This window comes from Brevundimonas bullata, assembly GCF_003350205.1.
Classification (GTDB): domain Bacteria; phylum Pseudomonadota; class Alphaproteobacteria; order Caulobacterales; family Caulobacteraceae; genus Brevundimonas; species Brevundimonas bullata.
The window spans coordinates 55,937-71,838 of record NZ_QLLC01000004.1 but is presented as its reverse complement, the minus strand read 5'-3'; the positions used below and the strand labels follow the sequence as shown (position 1 = coordinate 71,838).

General features: G+C 67.7%; 15 protein-coding genes. 10 read left to right on the top strand and 5 right to left on the bottom strand.

Annotated features, from left to right (window positions below; genetic code table 11):
- Positions 1 to 21 precede the first annotated feature (21 nt).
- The 9 genes from DXK21_RS02935 to DXK21_RS02895 all read left to right on the top strand — a co-directional run bounded on the left by DXK21_RS02935 (position 22) and on the right by DXK21_RS02895 (position 7,806).
- Positions 22 to 606 (top strand): OmpH/Skp family outer membrane protein, encoded by a 585-nt coding sequence (locus tag DXK21_RS02935; protein WP_114816290.1) that lies wholly within the window; start codon positions 22 to 24, stop codon positions 604 to 606.
- A gap of 8 nt (positions 607 to 614) precedes the next feature.
- The gene (lpxD, locus tag DXK21_RS02930; RefSeq protein WP_114816289.1) at positions 615 to 1,628 is read left to right on the top strand and encodes a UDP-3-O-(3-hydroxymyristoyl)glucosamine N-acyltransferase; all 1,014 of its coding nucleotides are present in this window, start codon (positions 615 to 617) and stop codon (positions 1,626 to 1,628) included.
- Positions 1,625 to 2,089, top strand: a complete 465-nt coding sequence (gene fabZ, locus DXK21_RS02925; protein WP_114816288.1) for a 3-hydroxyacyl-ACP dehydratase FabZ — start codon at positions 1,625 to 1,627, stop codon at positions 2,087 to 2,089. Before lpxD ends, fabZ begins: the two co-directional genes overlap by 4 nt.
- On the top strand, positions 2,086 to 2,874 hold the full coding sequence (gene lpxA, locus DXK21_RS02920; protein ID WP_114816287.1) for an acyl-ACP--UDP-N-acetylglucosamine O-acyltransferase: 789 nt from the start codon (positions 2,086 to 2,088) through the stop codon (positions 2,872 to 2,874). The genes fabZ and lpxA overlap by 4 nt, the downstream gene beginning before the upstream one ends.
- Complete coding sequence (gene lpxI, locus DXK21_RS02915) at positions 2,871 to 3,734, top strand: UDP-2,3-diacylglucosamine diphosphatase (protein WP_114816286.1); 864 nt, start codon at positions 2,871 to 2,873, stop codon at positions 3,732 to 3,734. The genes lpxA and lpxI overlap by 4 nt, the downstream gene beginning before the upstream one ends.
- Entirely contained in the window at positions 3,731 to 4,915 is a 1,185-nt protein-coding gene (lpxB, locus tag DXK21_RS02910; protein WP_114816285.1) for a lipid-A-disaccharide synthase, read from the top strand. The genes lpxI and lpxB overlap by 4 nt, the downstream gene beginning before the upstream one ends.
- Before the next feature lie 89 nt (positions 4,916 to 5,004).
- Entirely contained in the window at positions 5,005 to 5,202 is a 198-nt protein-coding gene (gene thiS, locus DXK21_RS02905) for a sulfur carrier protein ThiS (RefSeq protein ID WP_114816284.1), read from the top strand.
- 58 nt (positions 5,203 to 5,260) lie between these two features.
- On the top strand, positions 5,261 to 6,049 hold the full coding sequence (locus DXK21_RS02900; protein WP_114816283.1) for a thiazole synthase: 789 nt from the start codon (positions 5,261 to 5,263) through the stop codon (positions 6,047 to 6,049).
- A 62-nt stretch (positions 6,050 to 6,111) separates the two neighbouring features.
- Complete coding sequence (locus tag DXK21_RS02895; RefSeq protein WP_114816282.1) at positions 6,112 to 7,806, top strand: tetratricopeptide repeat protein; 1,695 nt, start codon at positions 6,112 to 6,114, stop codon at positions 7,804 to 7,806.
- Between the two features lie 56 nt (positions 7,807 to 7,862).
- Here DXK21_RS02895 and DXK21_RS02890 read toward each other — a convergent pair whose 3' ends face one another.
- From DXK21_RS02890 to DXK21_RS02880, 3 genes are read right to left on the bottom strand one after another with little or no spacing between them, the layout of a single operon-like run.
- Positions 7,863 to 8,681, bottom strand: a complete 819-nt coding sequence (locus DXK21_RS02890; RefSeq protein ID WP_114816281.1) for a DsbA family protein — start codon at positions 8,679 to 8,681, stop codon at positions 7,863 to 7,865.
- A 33-nt stretch (positions 8,682 to 8,714) separates the two neighbouring features.
- Positions 8,715 to 10,127 carry a M48 family metalloprotease gene (locus DXK21_RS02885; protein ID WP_114816280.1) on the bottom strand — a complete coding sequence of 471 codons (1,413 nt, stop codon included), beginning with the start codon at positions 10,125 to 10,127 and terminating at the stop codon, positions 8,715 to 8,717.
- A 54-nt stretch (positions 10,128 to 10,181) separates the two neighbouring features.
- Positions 10,182 to 12,869 (bottom strand): Rne/Rng family ribonuclease, encoded by a 2,688-nt coding sequence (locus DXK21_RS02880; RefSeq protein WP_114816279.1) that lies wholly within the window; start codon positions 12,867 to 12,869, stop codon positions 10,182 to 10,184.
- Positions 12,870 to 13,323: 454 nt separating this feature from the next.
- Here DXK21_RS02880 and DXK21_RS02875 point away from each other — a divergent pair, with 454 nt between their 5' ends.
- On the top strand, positions 13,324 to 14,541 hold the full coding sequence (locus DXK21_RS02875; RefSeq protein ID WP_114816278.1) for an N-acetylmuramoyl-L-alanine amidase: 1,218 nt from the start codon (positions 13,324 to 13,326) through the stop codon (positions 14,539 to 14,541).
- 135 nt (positions 14,542 to 14,676) lie between these two features.
- Here the strand turns inward: DXK21_RS02875 and DXK21_RS02870 are convergent, their stop codons facing one another.
- Positions 14,677 to 15,321 carry a uracil-DNA glycosylase gene (locus DXK21_RS02870; protein ID WP_114816277.1) on the bottom strand — a complete coding sequence of 215 codons (645 nt, stop codon included), beginning with the start codon at positions 15,319 to 15,321 and terminating at the stop codon, positions 14,677 to 14,679.
- Positions 15,318 to 15,899, bottom strand: a complete 582-nt coding sequence (locus tag DXK21_RS02865; RefSeq protein WP_114816276.1) for a LabA-like NYN domain-containing protein — start codon at positions 15,897 to 15,899, stop codon at positions 15,318 to 15,320. Before DXK21_RS02865 ends, DXK21_RS02870 begins: the two co-directional genes overlap by 4 nt.
- Positions 15,900 to 15,902: the final 3 nt, after the last annotated feature.

The following is a 15,902-nucleotide window of genomic DNA, read 5'->3' as shown; positions in this document are numbered from 1 at the left end:
CAGACTGCTCAAAGGTTCAAGATGAAACTGTTTGCTATCGGCGCCTTCGCCATCGCTTCGCTCGCCGCCTCGTCGGCTCTGGCTCAAACCCAGGGCCCGGCCAATCCTGGCCCGGCCATCCCCGGCGTCTGCGTCTATTTCAACCAGCAGGCCCTGGCCCAGTCGACCGTCGGTCAAGCCGTGCAGACGCGGATGGAGCAACTGGCCCAGGAAGTTCAGGGCGAGATCGCGCCCTATGCCCAGCAACTGCAGACCGAGTATCAGGCCCTGCAAACCGGCGCCTCGACCATCCCGGCTGACCAACTGAACCAGCGCCGCCAGGCTCTGCAACAGCGCGCCCAGGAAGCTCAACAGCTGGAGCAGACCCGCGACGGCGAACTGCGCTACACCCTGGCCGAACAGCGCAAGAAGATTTCGGAAGCCATCGAGCCGATCCTGGTCGCCGTCTATCAGGAAAAGGGCTGCGGCATCATGATCGACCGCGAGAGCGTCTTCATCATGAACCCGGCCATGGACGTGACGCCCCTGGTTATTCAGCGTCTGAACGCGGCCCTGCCGACGCTCAGCTTCAACCGTATGCCGGTTCCGGCACAGCCGCAGTCGTAAGACGGGCCATGCCCGATCCGAGGTTCTTTCAGACCCTGTCGCCCCTGACGGTCGCCGCCCTCGCCGAGAAAATCGGCGGGGAGGCAGTTCGGGGCGGCGAGGTCGTCATCTCGGCCGTCGCGCCCCTGTCCACTGCGGACCGGGGCGCGATTGCGTTTCTGGGCGACCGGAAGTTCGCCGCAGCCCTGGCTGAGACGCAGGCGGGATGCGTCATCGTGCCGGCCTCGGCCGTCGATGCGGCGCCTGCGGGTGCGGCGGTGATCGTGTCGGGAGAGGCGCAAGCCGCCTGGGCGCGCGCTTCGGCCCTGCTGCATCAAGCCATTCGGCTGGAGCGCGCGGCAAGCGTGGCCGACGTGGCCGAGGACGACAGTGTGGTGATCGAGCCTGGCGTGGTGCTGGGCGAGGGCGTTCGCATCGGTCGCGGCACGCGCATCGGCGCCAACACCGTGGTCGGGCCGGGCGTCCAGATCGGCCGCGACTGCCTGATCGGCGCCAATGTCTCCATCGGGTTCGCCCTGCTGGGCGACCGGGTGAAGCTGCTGTCCGGCGCGCGCATCGGCGAGGCGGGCTTCGGCGCCGCCGGGTCCAAGGCCGGTCCGGTGGACATCCCTCAACTGGGCCGCGTCATCCTGCAAGACGGCGTCACCGTCGGGGCCAATTCCTGCATCGACCGTGGGGCCTATGGCGACACGGTCATCGGCGAAAACACCAAGATCGATAACCTGGTCATGATCGGCCACAACTGCGTCATCGGCCGCAACAACCTGATGGCCGGCCACGTCGGTCTGGCGGGATCAGTCACGACCGGCGACAACTGCATCTTTGGCGGTCGGGCCGGCGTGGGCGACCACATCACCATCGGCGAAGGCGCGCGCGTCGCCGCCGGTGGCGGCGTCCTGGCCGATGTGCCGCCGGGCGAGACCTGGTCCGGCTATCCGGCAAAACCCCTGCGCCAATCCTTGCGCGAAGCCATCTGGCTGGCCAAACAGGCGTCCCAGAAAAAGGGCGCGAAAGAATCATGAGCGACGAAAACAAGATCGACTACGCCGAAGTCATGCGGCGCCTGCCGCATCGCTATCCCTTCCTGCTGGTCGACAAGGCCGAGGACTTCGTGGCGGCGACCTCCATCGTGGGCATCAAGAACGTCACCCACAACGAGCCCTTCTTCCCCGGTCACTTCCCGATCGACCCGGTCATGCCGGGCGTCCTGATCGTCGAGGCCATGGCCCAGACCGGCGCCCTGCTGATGTCCAAGTCGCTGGATGTGGCCGTAGCGGACAAGGTCATCATGTTCATGTCGATCGACGGGGTGCGGTTCCGCAAGCCGGCGCGTCCGGGCGATCAACTGCGCATGGAGGTCAAGGTGATCCGCGCACGCGGCGACGCCTACAAGTTCCGTGGCGAGACCTTCATTGACGGCAAGCTGGCCGCTGAAGCCGAGTTCATGGCCATGGTCGTGACCGTGGCGGAACCCGCGCAGTGACCATCCACCCGACCGCCGTCGTCGACGCCTCGGCCCAGATCGCTGAAGGGGTCGTGATCGGCCCCTGGTGCATCGTCGGCCCGGGCGTGACCCTGGCCGAGGGCGTCAAGTTGGTCAGCCACGTAGTGGTGCAGCAGGACACGAGCATCGGCGCGCGGACGGTCGTCCATCCCTTCGCCGTCATCGGCGGCGACCCGCAGCACAACGGCTACAAGGGCGAGCCGGTGCGGCTGGAGATCGGCGCGGACAACGTCGTCCGCGAACACGCCACCTTCAACCGGGGCACGCCGCAGGGCACGGGCGTGACGCGCGTCGGCTCGAACGGCCTGTTCATGACCAGCGCCCACGTCGGCCACGACTGCGTGGTCGGCGACCATGTCGTCATGGCCAACAACGCCACCCTGGGCGGTCACGCCCGGATCGGCGACAAGGTTTTCCTGGGCGGCCTGTGCGCCGTGCACCAGAACGGCCGGGTGGGGCAGGGCGCCATTGTCGGCGGACTGGCCGCCGTGACGCGCGACGTCATTCCGTACGGCTCGGCCTGGGGCAACCACGCCAGCCTGCAGGGGCTCAACCTGATCGGGTTGAAGCGCAAGGGCTACGGCAAGGACGCCGTGCGCCGCCTGCTGGCCGCCTTCTGCAACCTGTTCGAAGGCGAGGGCGTCTTCGCCGACCGTCTGGACCAGGTCGAGGCGACCTATGCCGACCTGCCCGAGATCATGGAGATCGTCGCCTTCATCCGCGACGGCGCCAAGCGGCCGCTCTGCCTGCCGGACGCGGAATGACAAGCCCGGCTTCTGGGGCGCCCAAGCTGGCCCTGATCGCGGGTTCCGGTGATCTGCCTATCCGTATTGCGACGCGGTGCGAAGCCGAGGGGCGGGCGGTCTTCATCATCCGTCTGGCGGGCTTCGCCGACGAGCATCTGGTGCGCTGGCCGGGCGAAGAGTTCGGCATGGCCGAGATCGGCCGTATCCTGAAGGCGATGAAGGCCGAGGGCTGTAGGGCGGTCTGTTTCGCGGGCTATGTGAACCGGCCTGATTTCAAGACCCTGAAGCCCGACTTCAAGGGCGCGACCCTGCTGCCTGGCATCGTGGCGGCGGCGACGAAGGGCGACGACGCTCTGTTGCGCAAGATCCTGTCGGTGTTCGAGGCCGAGGGCTATGCGGTCGAGGGCGCGGACGACATTCTGGGCGGCGAGGCCTTGCCTGCGGGTGCGCTCGGCGCAGTCACGCCAACCCCAGAGCAGCTGGCAGACCTGAAGAAGGCGCTGCACGTCGCTGAAAAATCAGGCGAACTGGATATCGGTCAGGGGGCCGTCGTTTGTGACGGCCTGGTCCTGGCGGTCGAGGCGCAGGAAGGCACGGATGAGATGCTGCGCCGCGTGGCGGGGCTGCCCGCTGACCTGCGCGGCGCACCGGGCGCGCTGAAGGGCGCGCTGGGCAAGGCGCCCAAGCCGATCCAGGACCTGCGGGTTGACATGCCTGTCATCGGATCGACGACGGTCGAGCTGGCCGCTGCCGCCGGCCTGGCGGGCATAGGCGGCTTCGCCGGGCGGCTGATCATCATCGACCATCAGGCTCTGGTGGAGGCGGCTGACCGTCTGGGGCTGTTCGTCTGGGGCGTGGCCAAGGCAGAGAAACCATGAGCCGTCCGCTGAAGATCATGCTGGTCGCCGCCGAGGCGTCCGGCGACGCCCTGGGCGCCGGTCTGGCTCACGCCCTGAAGATGCGTCTCGGCGCGGATGTCGCCTTCGTCGGCGTGGGCGGCCCCAGGATGGCGGCCGAGGGCGTGGTCAGTCCGTTCGACATCGCCGAACTGTCTATTCTGGGCTGGATCGAGGGACTGAAGGCCTATGGCCTGGTCAAGCGTCGGGTGGCCGACACGGTCGCGCTGGCCAAGGCCGAGCGGCCGGACGCCGTTGTTCTGATCGACAGCTGGGGTTTCACCATCCGCGTGGCCAAGGCGCTGCGCGAGGTCCTGCCGGGCGTGCCGCTGATCAAGTACGTCGGGCCTCAGGTCTGGGCCTCGCGTCCGGGGCGGGCCAAGACCCTGGCCGCCAGCGTCGATCACCTGCTGTCACTCTATAGCTTCGACGCGCCCTGGTTCGAGCGCGAGGGTCTGCCGACGACGGTCGTCGGCTCGCAGGCCCTGCACGTCGATATGGCCAGCGCTGACGGCGCCCGCTTCCGCGCCGCGCGCGGCATCGCCGCCGACGCGCCCCTGCTGCTGGTCCTGCCGGGCAGTCGGCCCAGCGAGATCACCCGCATGACGCCCGTCTTCGAGGCGACGGTGAAGCGCCTGAAGGCGGCCGACCCCTCGCTGGAGATCGCCGTCGTTGCTGCCGGAACCGTGGCCGCCGATGTGGCTGGTCGCGTCGCCGCCTGGCCTTTCCGTGCCCATCTAGTGCAGGAGGCCGACAAGTACGACGCGATGAAGGCCGCCAACGTCGCCCTGGCCACCAGCGGCACGGTCTCGACCGAGCTGGCCCTGGCCGGCGCGCCTATGGTCATCGCCTACCGGATCGACGGGCTCAGCTATCTGCTGATGAAGAACCTGGTGACGGCCAAGCATATCACCCTGTTCAATATCGCCGCCGACGAACGCATCGCGCCCGAATTCATCCAGAACGACGCCACCCCTGAGAAACTGACCGATGCGGTCGGACGCCTGTTGTCCGACCCGCAGGCCGCCGCCGAACAGGCCGCACGACAGACGGCGGCTCTCGATCTCATGGGACGGGGCGGACCTGATCCATCGGAGCTGGCGGCGGACGCCGTGCTGCGCGTGATCGCCGACAGGGCGCAGCGAGGCATGCGCCCGGGCTGATGCCCGGCGTACCGAAAGGCGCTATAGTGCGCGCCAACGCGCCTTGAACAGGCGCGTGTCTTCGAGATGGGCCTGTTCGGACACCTGTGATGCGTATTGAAGTCAACGGCGAGGGGCGTGAGACCGCCGCTACGACCATTCTCGGCCTAGTTCAGGAACTGTCGCTGGACCCCCGAAAGGTGGCGGTCGAGCGCAACCTGGAGATCGTGCCGCGTTCGCTGCACGGCGACACGGCGCTGGCCGAGGGCGACAAGATCGAGCTGGTTCAGTTCGTCGGCGGCGGGTGAGGCATCAAATCCCGTGTCGGCGCTTCCCCCCGGCGCACGGCGGCGCTAGGTCAGGAGCATGACCGATACAGCCCCCCGCACCGACAGCTGGACCGTCGCCGGCCGCACCTTTAACTCGCGCCTGATCGTGGGCACCGGCAAGTACCGGGACTATGCCCAGAACGCCGCCGCAGCAGAGGCCTCGGGCGCTGAGATCGTCACTGTGGCTGTGCGTCGGGTGAACCTGACCGATCCCAGCCAGCCGGTGCTGACCGACTTCCTGGACCCCACGAAATACACCTATCTGCCCAATACGGCGGGCTGCTTCACCGGCGAGGACGCGGTGCGGACCCTGCGGCTGGCGCGCGAGGCGGGCGGCTGGACCCTGGTCAAGCTGGAGGTTCTGGCGGACCAGCGCACCCTGTTCCCCGACATGGAGGAGACCCTGCGGTCGCTGAAGCTGCTGACCGCCGAGGGCTTCGAGGTCATGGTCTATTGCACCGACGACCCCGTCTATGCGCGCAAGCTGGAGGACGCGGGCGCCGTGGCCATCATGCCGCTGGGCGCGCCGATCGGCTCGGGCTTGGGCGTGCAGAACCCGATCAACATCCGCCTGATCGTCGAGCAGTCCAAGGTGCCGGTCCTGGTCGACGCGGGCGTGGGCACGGCTTCGGACGCGGCCATCGCCATGGAGCTGGGCTGCGACGGCGTGCTGATGAATACCGCCATTGCCGAGGCGCGCGACCCGATCCTGATGGCCAGCGCCATGAAGCACGCGGTCATCGCCGGTCGGGAATCCTATCTGGCCGGGCGGATGAAGAAGCGCCTCTATGCCGATCCGTCGTCACCGCTGGCGGGCCTGATCTAGGGCGCGACTTGCCGCGCCGTCGCTGGCGGCGCACTCTCCCGTTTGCTCTGGGAGAGGGTACGATGCGTTTCGGATGGATGGCCTGCACGGCTGTGGCGGCCTGCATGATCGGGCCAATGGCGGTGGCGGACGCGACGGCGGACAAGGCTGTGCGCGACCTGCTGGATCAGCCGCAGGTCTGCGGCCCCGGCGGCTCGGCCATAGAGGCGATCCCGACCAATGACATCGTCATGGTCGAAGGGTTCGGCGCCGGTGGGTTCAAGGTGGATACGGTCAACCCCGAGGCTCAGGCCTGGTTCGACCACGGCGTGCGGCTGCGCTGGGCGTTCGAGCACACCGAATCGGTGCGGGCCTTCCGCAAGGCGCGGGCGCTCGACCCGTCCTGCGGGATGTGCGCCTGGGGCGAGGCCTGGGCCATCGGCCCCAATCTGAACGGCGGCGGACAGGACAAGGCGTCGATTGACGCCGCCCGCAGCGCTGCTCGCGACGCCCGCCGTCTGGCCCGCGACGCCACGCCGGTGCAGCGTCAGATGATCGACGCCCTGATCCAGCGCTATTCCGGCGCGGAAAAGAGCCGGACAGACCGTTTTGCTCAACGGATGGACCGGATCGCGCGTCAGAATCCTGACGACGGGGCCATCGCCAATATCACCGCTGACGCCTGGCTGCTGGCCGCCGATGAATGGTGGGACGACGACGGCAAGGCGGCTGATCCGGCCATCCCGCGCGCCATGGGCCTGCTGGAGCAGGCGCTGGCCAGGGACCCGAACGATCCGGGGGCGATCCACCTCTATATCCACCTGACCGAGTGGTCAGACGACCCGCACAAGGCCATTCCCTACGGTGAGAAACTGGCCCTGCTGGCCCCGGCGGCCAGCCATCTGGTGCATATGCCGTCGCATACCTATTACCGCGTCGGACGTTATCGGGATGCGATGATGTCCAACGTCAACGCCGTGGCGCTGGACCGGCGCTATGACGTGCTGGCCAGGCCGCCGGGCGGGGTGCCGGCGATGCGGCTGCACGCCCACAACGTCCATTTCGGCATGGGCGGCGCCCTGATGGCCGGGGGCGGCGAGGAGGGGCTGAAGCTCGCCGACTGGTTCCTGACCACCTATCCGAACATCGGCGCTCAGGAATACTGGCGGCAGATCGTCGCCAACAACGCCTACGCCCTCTATGGCCGCTTCGGGGTGCCCGAGCAGGTCGCGGCCCTGAAGGCGCCGCCTGCGACCCATCCGCTGCTGCGCATCAGTTGGCGTTACGCGCGGGGCGAGGCCGCCGCGCGGGCGGAGAATGCGGCGGCGGTTAGGGCGGAGGCCGAGGCCATCAAGACGGTGCGCGAGGCGACGACCTTCGCCGGGCCGATGGCCGAGCAGCGCGCGGTTTTCGCCGAACTGTCGCAGCGTATTCTGGAAGGCCGCGCGGCCATGATCGAGGGCAATGCGGCGGCCGCTGTCGCCGCCTTCACCCGCGCCGCCCAGATCCAGGCCATGGACGACGAGGGCGGCGACCCGCCGATCATCTGGTATCCGACGCGCCGTAGCCTGGCGGCGGCCTTGCTGGCCAGCGGCGACGCCTCAGGAGCCAAGGCCAAGATCGAGGAACTGCTGAAGGACTGGCCCAGCGATCCGTACAGCTATTTCGTCCTGGCCGAGGCTGAGAAGGCGCTTGGGAACGCCAACGCGGCGGCCGAGGCTACGCGACGCGCGAACGTCGAGTGGATCGGCGGCGAGCGGATGCTGGCGGCGGCATAAATTTCATGTCGTCACCCTCGGGACAAGCCCGAGGGTGACGAGCGTGGGAGGGAAACTTAGCGCTTGGCGTCTTCGATCATCTTGGCGACGACAGCAGGCTCGATGCTGGCGCTGGCCTTGCCGTTGATGAAGAAGGTCGGCGTGCCTTGCAGACCCAGGGTGGCGGCGACCGTGTGAATGTCGGTGACGTGGCGGGTCATCTCGGGCGAGGCGATCGCCGCCTGGGCCTTGGTCAGGTCCACGCCGTGCGCGGCCAGGATGCCGTCGATGGCGGCGCGGTCCAGGGCGCGTTCGGTCATCAGGGCGTCGTAGACCTCCAGATACTTGCCCTGCTGATGCGCGGCCAGGGCGGCGCGGGCGGCGTATTGCGAGGTGACGTCGTCGCCCCGGTCGAGGATCGGCCAGTCCTTGAAGACGAAGCGGACTTCGGGGTGGGCGGCCATCAGGGCGCGGAATTCGGGAGCCACGGCCTTGCAGCCCGGGCAGCGGAAGTCGAAGAACTCGATCACCGTGACCTTGGCGTCGGCGGGACCGAAGCTGGGGTCGCGCGCGTCGGGGGCCAGAAGGGCCGGGTTGGCCTTGACGGCGGCGTTGATCGTCTCGACGCGGGATTGCTCCTCATTGGCCTGACGCGCGGCCAGAACCTCGTCCAGCACCTGCGGATTGGCCACCAGATAGGCGCGCACCCGTCCGCCGAAATCGCCGCCGGTCAGGTAGGGCGCAGCTGACAGACCCAGTGCGACGACCGAGACGGCCAGAGCGGCCCCGGCCAGGGTCTTGCCGGACAGGGACGACAGGAGGCTGCCTTTCGGGGCTGCGGGCGCCGGGGTCTGTGGCGAGGTCTGGGGGGCGTCTGCGCGTGCGTCGTCGATCATGAAGGGTCTCGGTATCGGTGGCTGAGGGCAGCCTCAGCCGTTGGGCAGGATGACGCCGCGGTTGTTGCGCTCTTCGTTGCGGCGCTCGGCGTCGTCGATGTCTTTTTGCGAGGCGCCCGACGAGAAGACGATGTCGGTGGCGCGGCGCCATTCGATGGAGCTTCGGTCCAGCAGGTCACGGGCGCGCATGGCGAACTGGTTGGCCTGTTCGGTGCGGCCCAGGGCGAACCAGTATTCGGCCGAGGCCAGACGCGCCTCGCCCTCCTTGCCCTGGCTGGCGTAGGCCTGTCCCAGCAGGCGCCAGGCCAGGGTGTTGTCCTTCTCCAGCGCGACGGCGCGCTTCAACTGATCGATGGCGACGTCGAGATTGGCGGCGTCATTGGTCTCGATCAGGGCGTGAGCCAGATTGATCTTCAGCAGGGGGGCGTCGGGCTTAAGCTCAACGGCCTTCTGATGAGCGCCGATGGCCTCGGCCGGACGGCCTTCCTCGAACAGGATCTGACCCTTCAGCTCCCAGAAATAGGGATTGGCGGGTTGTTCGGTCAGCAGGGCGTCGACGGCGCTCAGGGCCTTGTCCGTCTGGCCGTCGCGATACCAGGCGATGGCGCGGGCGTAGCGGGCGGGCAGGGAGGTGTCGGACGAGGGATAGTCGCGCAGCGCTGCGTTCGGCGATTCCATGAAGGAGCGGATCTTGGCGACCACCAGCGCGTGCTGCGCCATCCGCTCGGGGCTGTCTCGGTGATCGTAATGGGAGGCGGCCTCAACCGGGCGACGCAGGGCCTCGATACGGGCCGAGGACAGCGGGTGGCTGCGGAAATAGGGATAGCGGCGCTGGTCCGAGAAGACTTCCTGTGAGCGGAAGTTCTCGAAGAACTCGACCATGCCCTTGCCGGACTCGCCGGCGCGCTCCAGGGCGCGAGCGCCGGTGATGTCGGCCTCGCCCTCCTGGCTCTGCATATAGCGCAGGGCGCCGAGGGTGCCGAAATACTGGCTGGAGGCCAGAAGCGCCGCGCCCGCGTCCGGCGCCCCCGCGATCGCGGCCAGGGCGCCCAGGGCCATAGTCATGATCATCGGCTGCATGCCGGCGTTCTGGGCCCCGTCGCGCAGGGTGTGGCGGTTCTTGATGTGGCCGGCCTCGTGGGCGATCACGCCGAGAAGCTGGTTGGGGGTCTTGGTCTGCAGGATCAGGCCGGTGTTCAGCCCCATGATCCGCCCGCGCGTGGCGAAGGCGTTCAGGTCCTGATCGTTGACCAGCAGGATCTCGACCTCGGTCGGGTCCAGTCCCATGGCGACGAAGACCGGCTCGGACCACTCATGGATGATGCCTTCGATCTCGGTATCCCGGATCAGGCTCTGGGCCGAGGCTGAGCCGGCCGCCGCCAGCACCGCCAAGGCAGCCGTGGCGGAGACAAGGACGCGGGTTGCGACACGGGGAAGTCTGGTCATGACGTACTCCAGAGCGACAGTCTCCCCCGTGTCTTCAAGCCTAATCGTGTCCGATCAACGGCGCCACCAGCCGCGCTTCGGCTTCTCAGGCGGCGCGCCGATCTGGTTGGGGTCTTCGGCGATGATGGCGGCGACATCGACTTCGGGCGTCGGTGCAGGCGTGGGCTCGACGATGGCGACCGGCTCGGGCGTCGGCGCCATGGCCTGCTCGATGGCGGCCTCAACCTTGGCGGCGACCACGGGCTCCACGTCCAACTGGGCGGGGATGGCGACGGCTTCAGCCTCGACGGCGACTTCGACGTCAGTTTCGGCCTCCGCTTCAACCGGGGCTTCGATCACGCCGGCGACATCGGCGCTGACCTTGCGGCGCACGCGACGACGCTTGGGCGCTTCGGCGGTTTCGACAACCGCATCCGGCGCGTCCGCAGCGACGGCGTCATCCGCAGGGATGATCGTGGCGATGGGCGTGTCCGGCGAGCCGACGGGGGGCAGGCCCTCGTTGACGGCGCGGTCCTCGACCTTGGTCTCGTGGGGCAGGCCGGCGCGGTCACGACCGCGACCCCGACCACGGCGACGGCGCGAGCGGCCGCCTTCGCGATCAGCGCGTTCGCCCTCGGGACGTTCGCCAATGATTTCTTCGACGTCGCGGGCTTCCGAGGCTTCGACCGGCGCGCGTTCGCTGCGGGGCGAGGGGGCGGGGTTGATCGGGTCGAACCAGACGTAAGGATCGTCCAGCGACGGCGTGCGACCGCGCACCCAGGTGAAGGCGTCGCGTTCGCCGTCTTCACGCATGCGGCGACCGCCACGACGACCGCGACGACGGCGACGGCCGGCCTCGCTGTCATCGTCTTCGTCGTCAGCGGCGACAACATCGACGGCGGCGGTTTCATCCGAGCCTTCTTCTTGGCGACCGCCACGACGGCGGCGGCGGCGGCCACGACCACGGCCTTCGCCGTCGACGGCTTCGGCGCGCTCGCGCGGCTCGTCGTCGTCGCTGTCTTCGCGGTCCAGATCGGCGTCGTCCTCGTCGTCGCCGTCGATGACCTCGTCGTCCTCGTCTTCGTCCTCATGGTCGAAGGCGCTGTCGTCGAAGCCGTCGTCCAGGTCGGCGGCCGAGATGTGGGTGACGATCGGCACGAAGTCCTCGTTGGTCGAGGTGCGCTCGATGGCGTGCTCGCCCTGGGCCAGGGTGTCGTCGATCAGGATGACGACGTTCAGGCCGCGCTGTTCCAGCAGGCGCTGCAGATAGTCGCGCTTGTGGTTCAGGATGTAGAGGGCGACGGCGGTCGAGACGCGCAGGTTGACCGAGCCGGCGCCGTTGCGGCCCGCCTCGATGTCCACGGCGCGCAGCGTCACCAGAGCCGCCGATTCCGCCGAGCGGATACGGCCTGCGCCCTGGCAGTGGGGGCAGACCTCAGTGGCGCCTTCGATCACGCCCAGACGGCGGCGCTGGCGGCTGATTTCCATCAGGCCGAAGCCCGAGATGCGGCCCATCTGGATGCGGGCGCGATCCTTGGCCAGCGCGTCCTTCAGCGCCTTCTCGACGGCGCGGTTGTTCTTGCCTTCATCCATGTCGATGAAGTCGATGACGATCAGGCCGGCGAGGTCGCGCAAACGCAGCTGGCGGGCGGCCTCGACGGCGGCTTCCAGATTGGTCTTGGTCGCGGTGGCCTCGACATTGCGCTCCTTGGTGGAGCGGCCTGAGTTCACGTCGATGGCGACCAGGGCTTCGGTCTGGTTGATCACCAGATAGCCGCCCGACTTCAGCGGCACGACCGGCTGGTGGATCTGCGTCAGCAGTTCTTCAATGCCGTTGGCGGCGAACAGGGGCTTGGAGCCCTGATACAGATGAATCTTCTTGGCCTGCGACGGCATCAGCACGCGCATGAAGTCGCGGGCTTCCTTGAAGCCTTCCAGACCCTCGACCTGAATGCCGTCGAAGTCCTTGTCGTACATGTCGCGTACGGCGCGACGGACCAGGTTTTCTTCTTCGTAGATGACGGCCGGGGCGTTCGACTTCAGCGTGTTCTCGCGGATCGTCTCCCACAGGCGCAGCAGGTATTCGTAGTCGCGCTTGATCTCGGCCTTGGTGCGCTTGGCGCCGGCCGTGCGGATGATCAGGCCCATGCCCTTGGGCACTTTCAGCGCCGAGGCGGCGGCCTTCAGGCGGCGACGGTCGGAGGTGTTGGTGATCTTGCGCGAGATGCCGCCGCCCTTGCCGGTGTTGGGCATGAGGACGCAGTAGCGGCCCGCCAGCGACAGCCAGGTGGTCAGGGCCGCGCCCTTGGCGCCGCGCTCGTCTTTGACGACCTGCACCAGCAGGATCTGACGGCGCTTGATGACGTCCTGGATCTTGTAGCGGCGCATCAGGCGGCGCTTCAGGCGTTCCTCGTCGGCCAGGCCGCCTTCGGACTCGTCGTCGCCTTCACGGCCCAGATCATCGTGATCATCGTCGTCCGAATGCGCTTCGGCCATGATGGCTTCGCGGTCGGCGACCGGGATCTGATAATAGTCCGGGTGGATTTCGTTGAAGGCCAGGAAGCCGTGACGATTGCCGCCGTACTCGATGAAAGCCGCCTGAAGGCTTGGCTCTACGCGCGTGACCTTGGCGAGGTAGATGTTGCCGCGAAGCTGGCGGCGGGCCGTGGATTCGAAATCGAATTCCTCAACCTGGCGTCCGTCCACGATGGCGACGCGGGTTTCTTCCGCGTGCGCCGCGTCGATCAGCATTGTTTTTGACATGGATGGTCTCTCTCTGGCGCGCCAGGCCGGGCCCTGCGGATACATCCGCAGACAAGGGGGCGGCTCGCCGAATGGAAATGGGGGCCAGGGCGCGCGTCATCCCCTCGCAAAATGCGAGAGCGGCATCAGAATGCCGGTCGGGAGCGCAGGCGGGTCGGCCCATGAGGTTCTGTCGGTCCTGGGTCCGAACGCGCCGTTCAAGGCCGCGCCCCGGACCCTTTCGTCAGATCGTCGGCCAGGCCGGGCGATCCTCGGAATGAGGTGAAAGTCAGCGTTGCGAGGAGGGCGCGCCCGCCCTGCGTCAATGTGCAGAGGGCGCGATCGTTCGCGAACGGATCACACCATAGGCCTAACTTGTGGAAAATAAAAGAACCGCCGCCGTTACATGAGTTAACGAAATCCTTAGCAGGTTTGGCCCTTATTGTGGCTTGAACCAGAAGGGTGAAGTCCGTCCATGTATGGCCGGTGGCGTAACAATCTGGCCCGTTGGGGCGTGCGTGAATGGGCGATGACGGGCCTGGCCTTCGTCGTGATTTGCGCCGTCGTGCTGACGGCTGGCCGCGGCCTGGCCTTTGGACCGGACGGTCAGATTTCCTCTATTCGCTTTGGCGGCGACGCCCAGCGCACGCGGGTCGTGCTCGACCTGGGCAAGACCACGCGTGGACAGGTGATCGAGGACGGCACGACCGGCCGCGTCGTGGTGGCCCTGTCGGACGTGGCGCCGGGCAGGGGGCTGGGCGGCAATGGCTCGGGCCTGGTGCGCGGCTATGAAGTCAGCTCTGCCGGCACGTCGTCACGCATCCGTCTGGATCTGGCGCGCGGAGCCGAGATCGAGCGCCGCTTCCTGCTGCCGCCGGGCGACGGGGTTCAACACTATCGCTACGTCATCGACCTGAAGGCCACGGGCGCCGCCGCTGCGGTTGCGACCAGCACGCCGCCGCGTCGCGAGCAAGCGCGCAAGGAAAAGCCTCTGATCGTCATCGACGCCGGGCATGGTGGCCGCGACCCGGGCGCTCAAGGCGTCCACGCTCAGGAAAAAGCCGTCACCCTGGCCGCCGCGCGCGAGCTGAAGGCTGCGATCGAGCGCACGGGCCGCTATCGCGTGCGTCTGACGCGCGACAGCGACGTCTATGTCATTCATGGCCGCCGGGTGCAGATCGCGCGCGATGCGGGGGCTGATCTCTTTATCTCTCTGCACGCCGACGCCGGGACCGATCCAGCCCTGCGCGGCGCCAGCGTCTATACCCTGTCGGAGCAGGGCGCGGGCCGCGCGGTGCGCGAGTTCACGCGCGGCGACGACTGGCAGCGTGAACTGCGTCTGCCGGGGCGTGACCCCTCGGTCGACCGCATCCTGCTGGACATGACCCAGCGCGCCACCCAGAATCGTTCGGCCCAGTTCGCGCGGGTCCTGCTGACGCATCTGGAAGGCGACAGCCATCCGCTGCTGCGCCGCAGCCATCGCGACGCCGGTCTGGCCGTCCTGCTGGCGCCAGATGTTCCGGCCGTCCTGCTCGAAATGGGCTTCATCACCAATCCAGAGGATGAGCGCGTCCTGACCGACGAGCGCGCCCGTCGCCGCCTGATGCGCTCAGTCGCCGAGGGCATCGACCGCTACTTCCGCGAACCCTCGGCGCCGGTGATGGTGGCCGGAGAGGTCGCCGGCGGCGGTTGAGGTCTGCTTTTCCTCCCCATGACTATGGGGAGGGGGACCACGTAGTGGTGGAGGGGGTGGCACAGACGCTGACCGTCGAGTCGCCCCTTCCGTCGCGTCCGATCCACCTCCCCATGGAATGGGGAGGAAATAAGCTCAGTCTTCCAGCGCCGCCTTGGCCCGGTGGAAGATCTCCTCGAACATCTCCGGCGTCAGGCGGCCCGTGTTCGTGTTCAGGCGCGAGCAGTGATAGCTGTTGATGATTGTATAGGCGCCGACCTTGCCCTCGACCCCGTGCCCGGCGGGGATGGCCGTGCCGGGATAACCCAGGGTTCGCAGGATGCTGCGTCGCGAAACGTCGCCCAGGGTGACGATGACCTTCAGTCGGGGCAGGGCGGCCAGCCGGTCGATCAGGAAGGGACGGCAGGTATTCTCCTCTTCGCCCGTCGGCTTGTTCAGCGGCGGGGCGCAACGGACCGCATTGGTGATCATGCAGTCTGTCAGCGTCAGGTCGTCCTTGCCGTCAGGATCATAGGTCCCGTGCGCGAAGCCGGTCTTCTTCAAGGTGTCGAACAGCAGCCAGCCTGCGTGGTCGCCGGTGAAGGGGCGGCCCGTGCGGTTGGCCCCCATACGGCCCGGTGCCAGGCCCGCGATCAGCAGGCGGGCGTTGGGATCGCCGAAAGAGGGGGCGGGGCCGTTCCACCAGTCCGGGTTCTGACGGACGTTCTCCTGCCGATAGGCGACCAGGCGCGGGCACAAGGGGCAGTCGCGCGCCGGTTCAGGGTTCAGGGCGCGGCTCACGCGCGGTCGCTCCGGTCCAGGGTGCGGGCGACGCCCTGGTTCATCGAAGTCTTTGGCTTGCTGAAGTGGATCATGACGTCGGACAGGTCGATGAAGGCGTCGGCCTGACGGCGCAGTTCGTCGGCGATCTGGGGCGGCTGGCAGCGGGTGGTCGAGACCACGGTGACGCGCACGCCCTTGGCCTGAATGGCCTCAACCAGCCGGCGGAAGTCGCCGTCGCCTGAGAACAGGAAGATGTGATCCAGCCGTGGGGCCAGCTCCATCATGTCGACGGCGATCTCCATGTCCATATTGCCCTTGATGCGGCTGTGGCCCTGGGCGTCGGTGAAGCGTTTGGCCGGCTTGGTCGTCACGGTGAAGCCGTTGTAGTCGAGCCAGTCGACCAGCGGACGCACGGGCGAGAACTCTTCGCCCTCGACAATCGCCGTGTAATAATAGGCGCGGACCAGCTGGCCCTTCTGGCCGAACCAGTCGGACAGCTTTCTGAAGTCGAGATCGACGTTGAGCGCGCGAGCCGCCGAATAGAGGTTGGCGCCGTCGATGAACAAGGCGATGCGGTCGCCCGTGTGGCCAGTCATGAA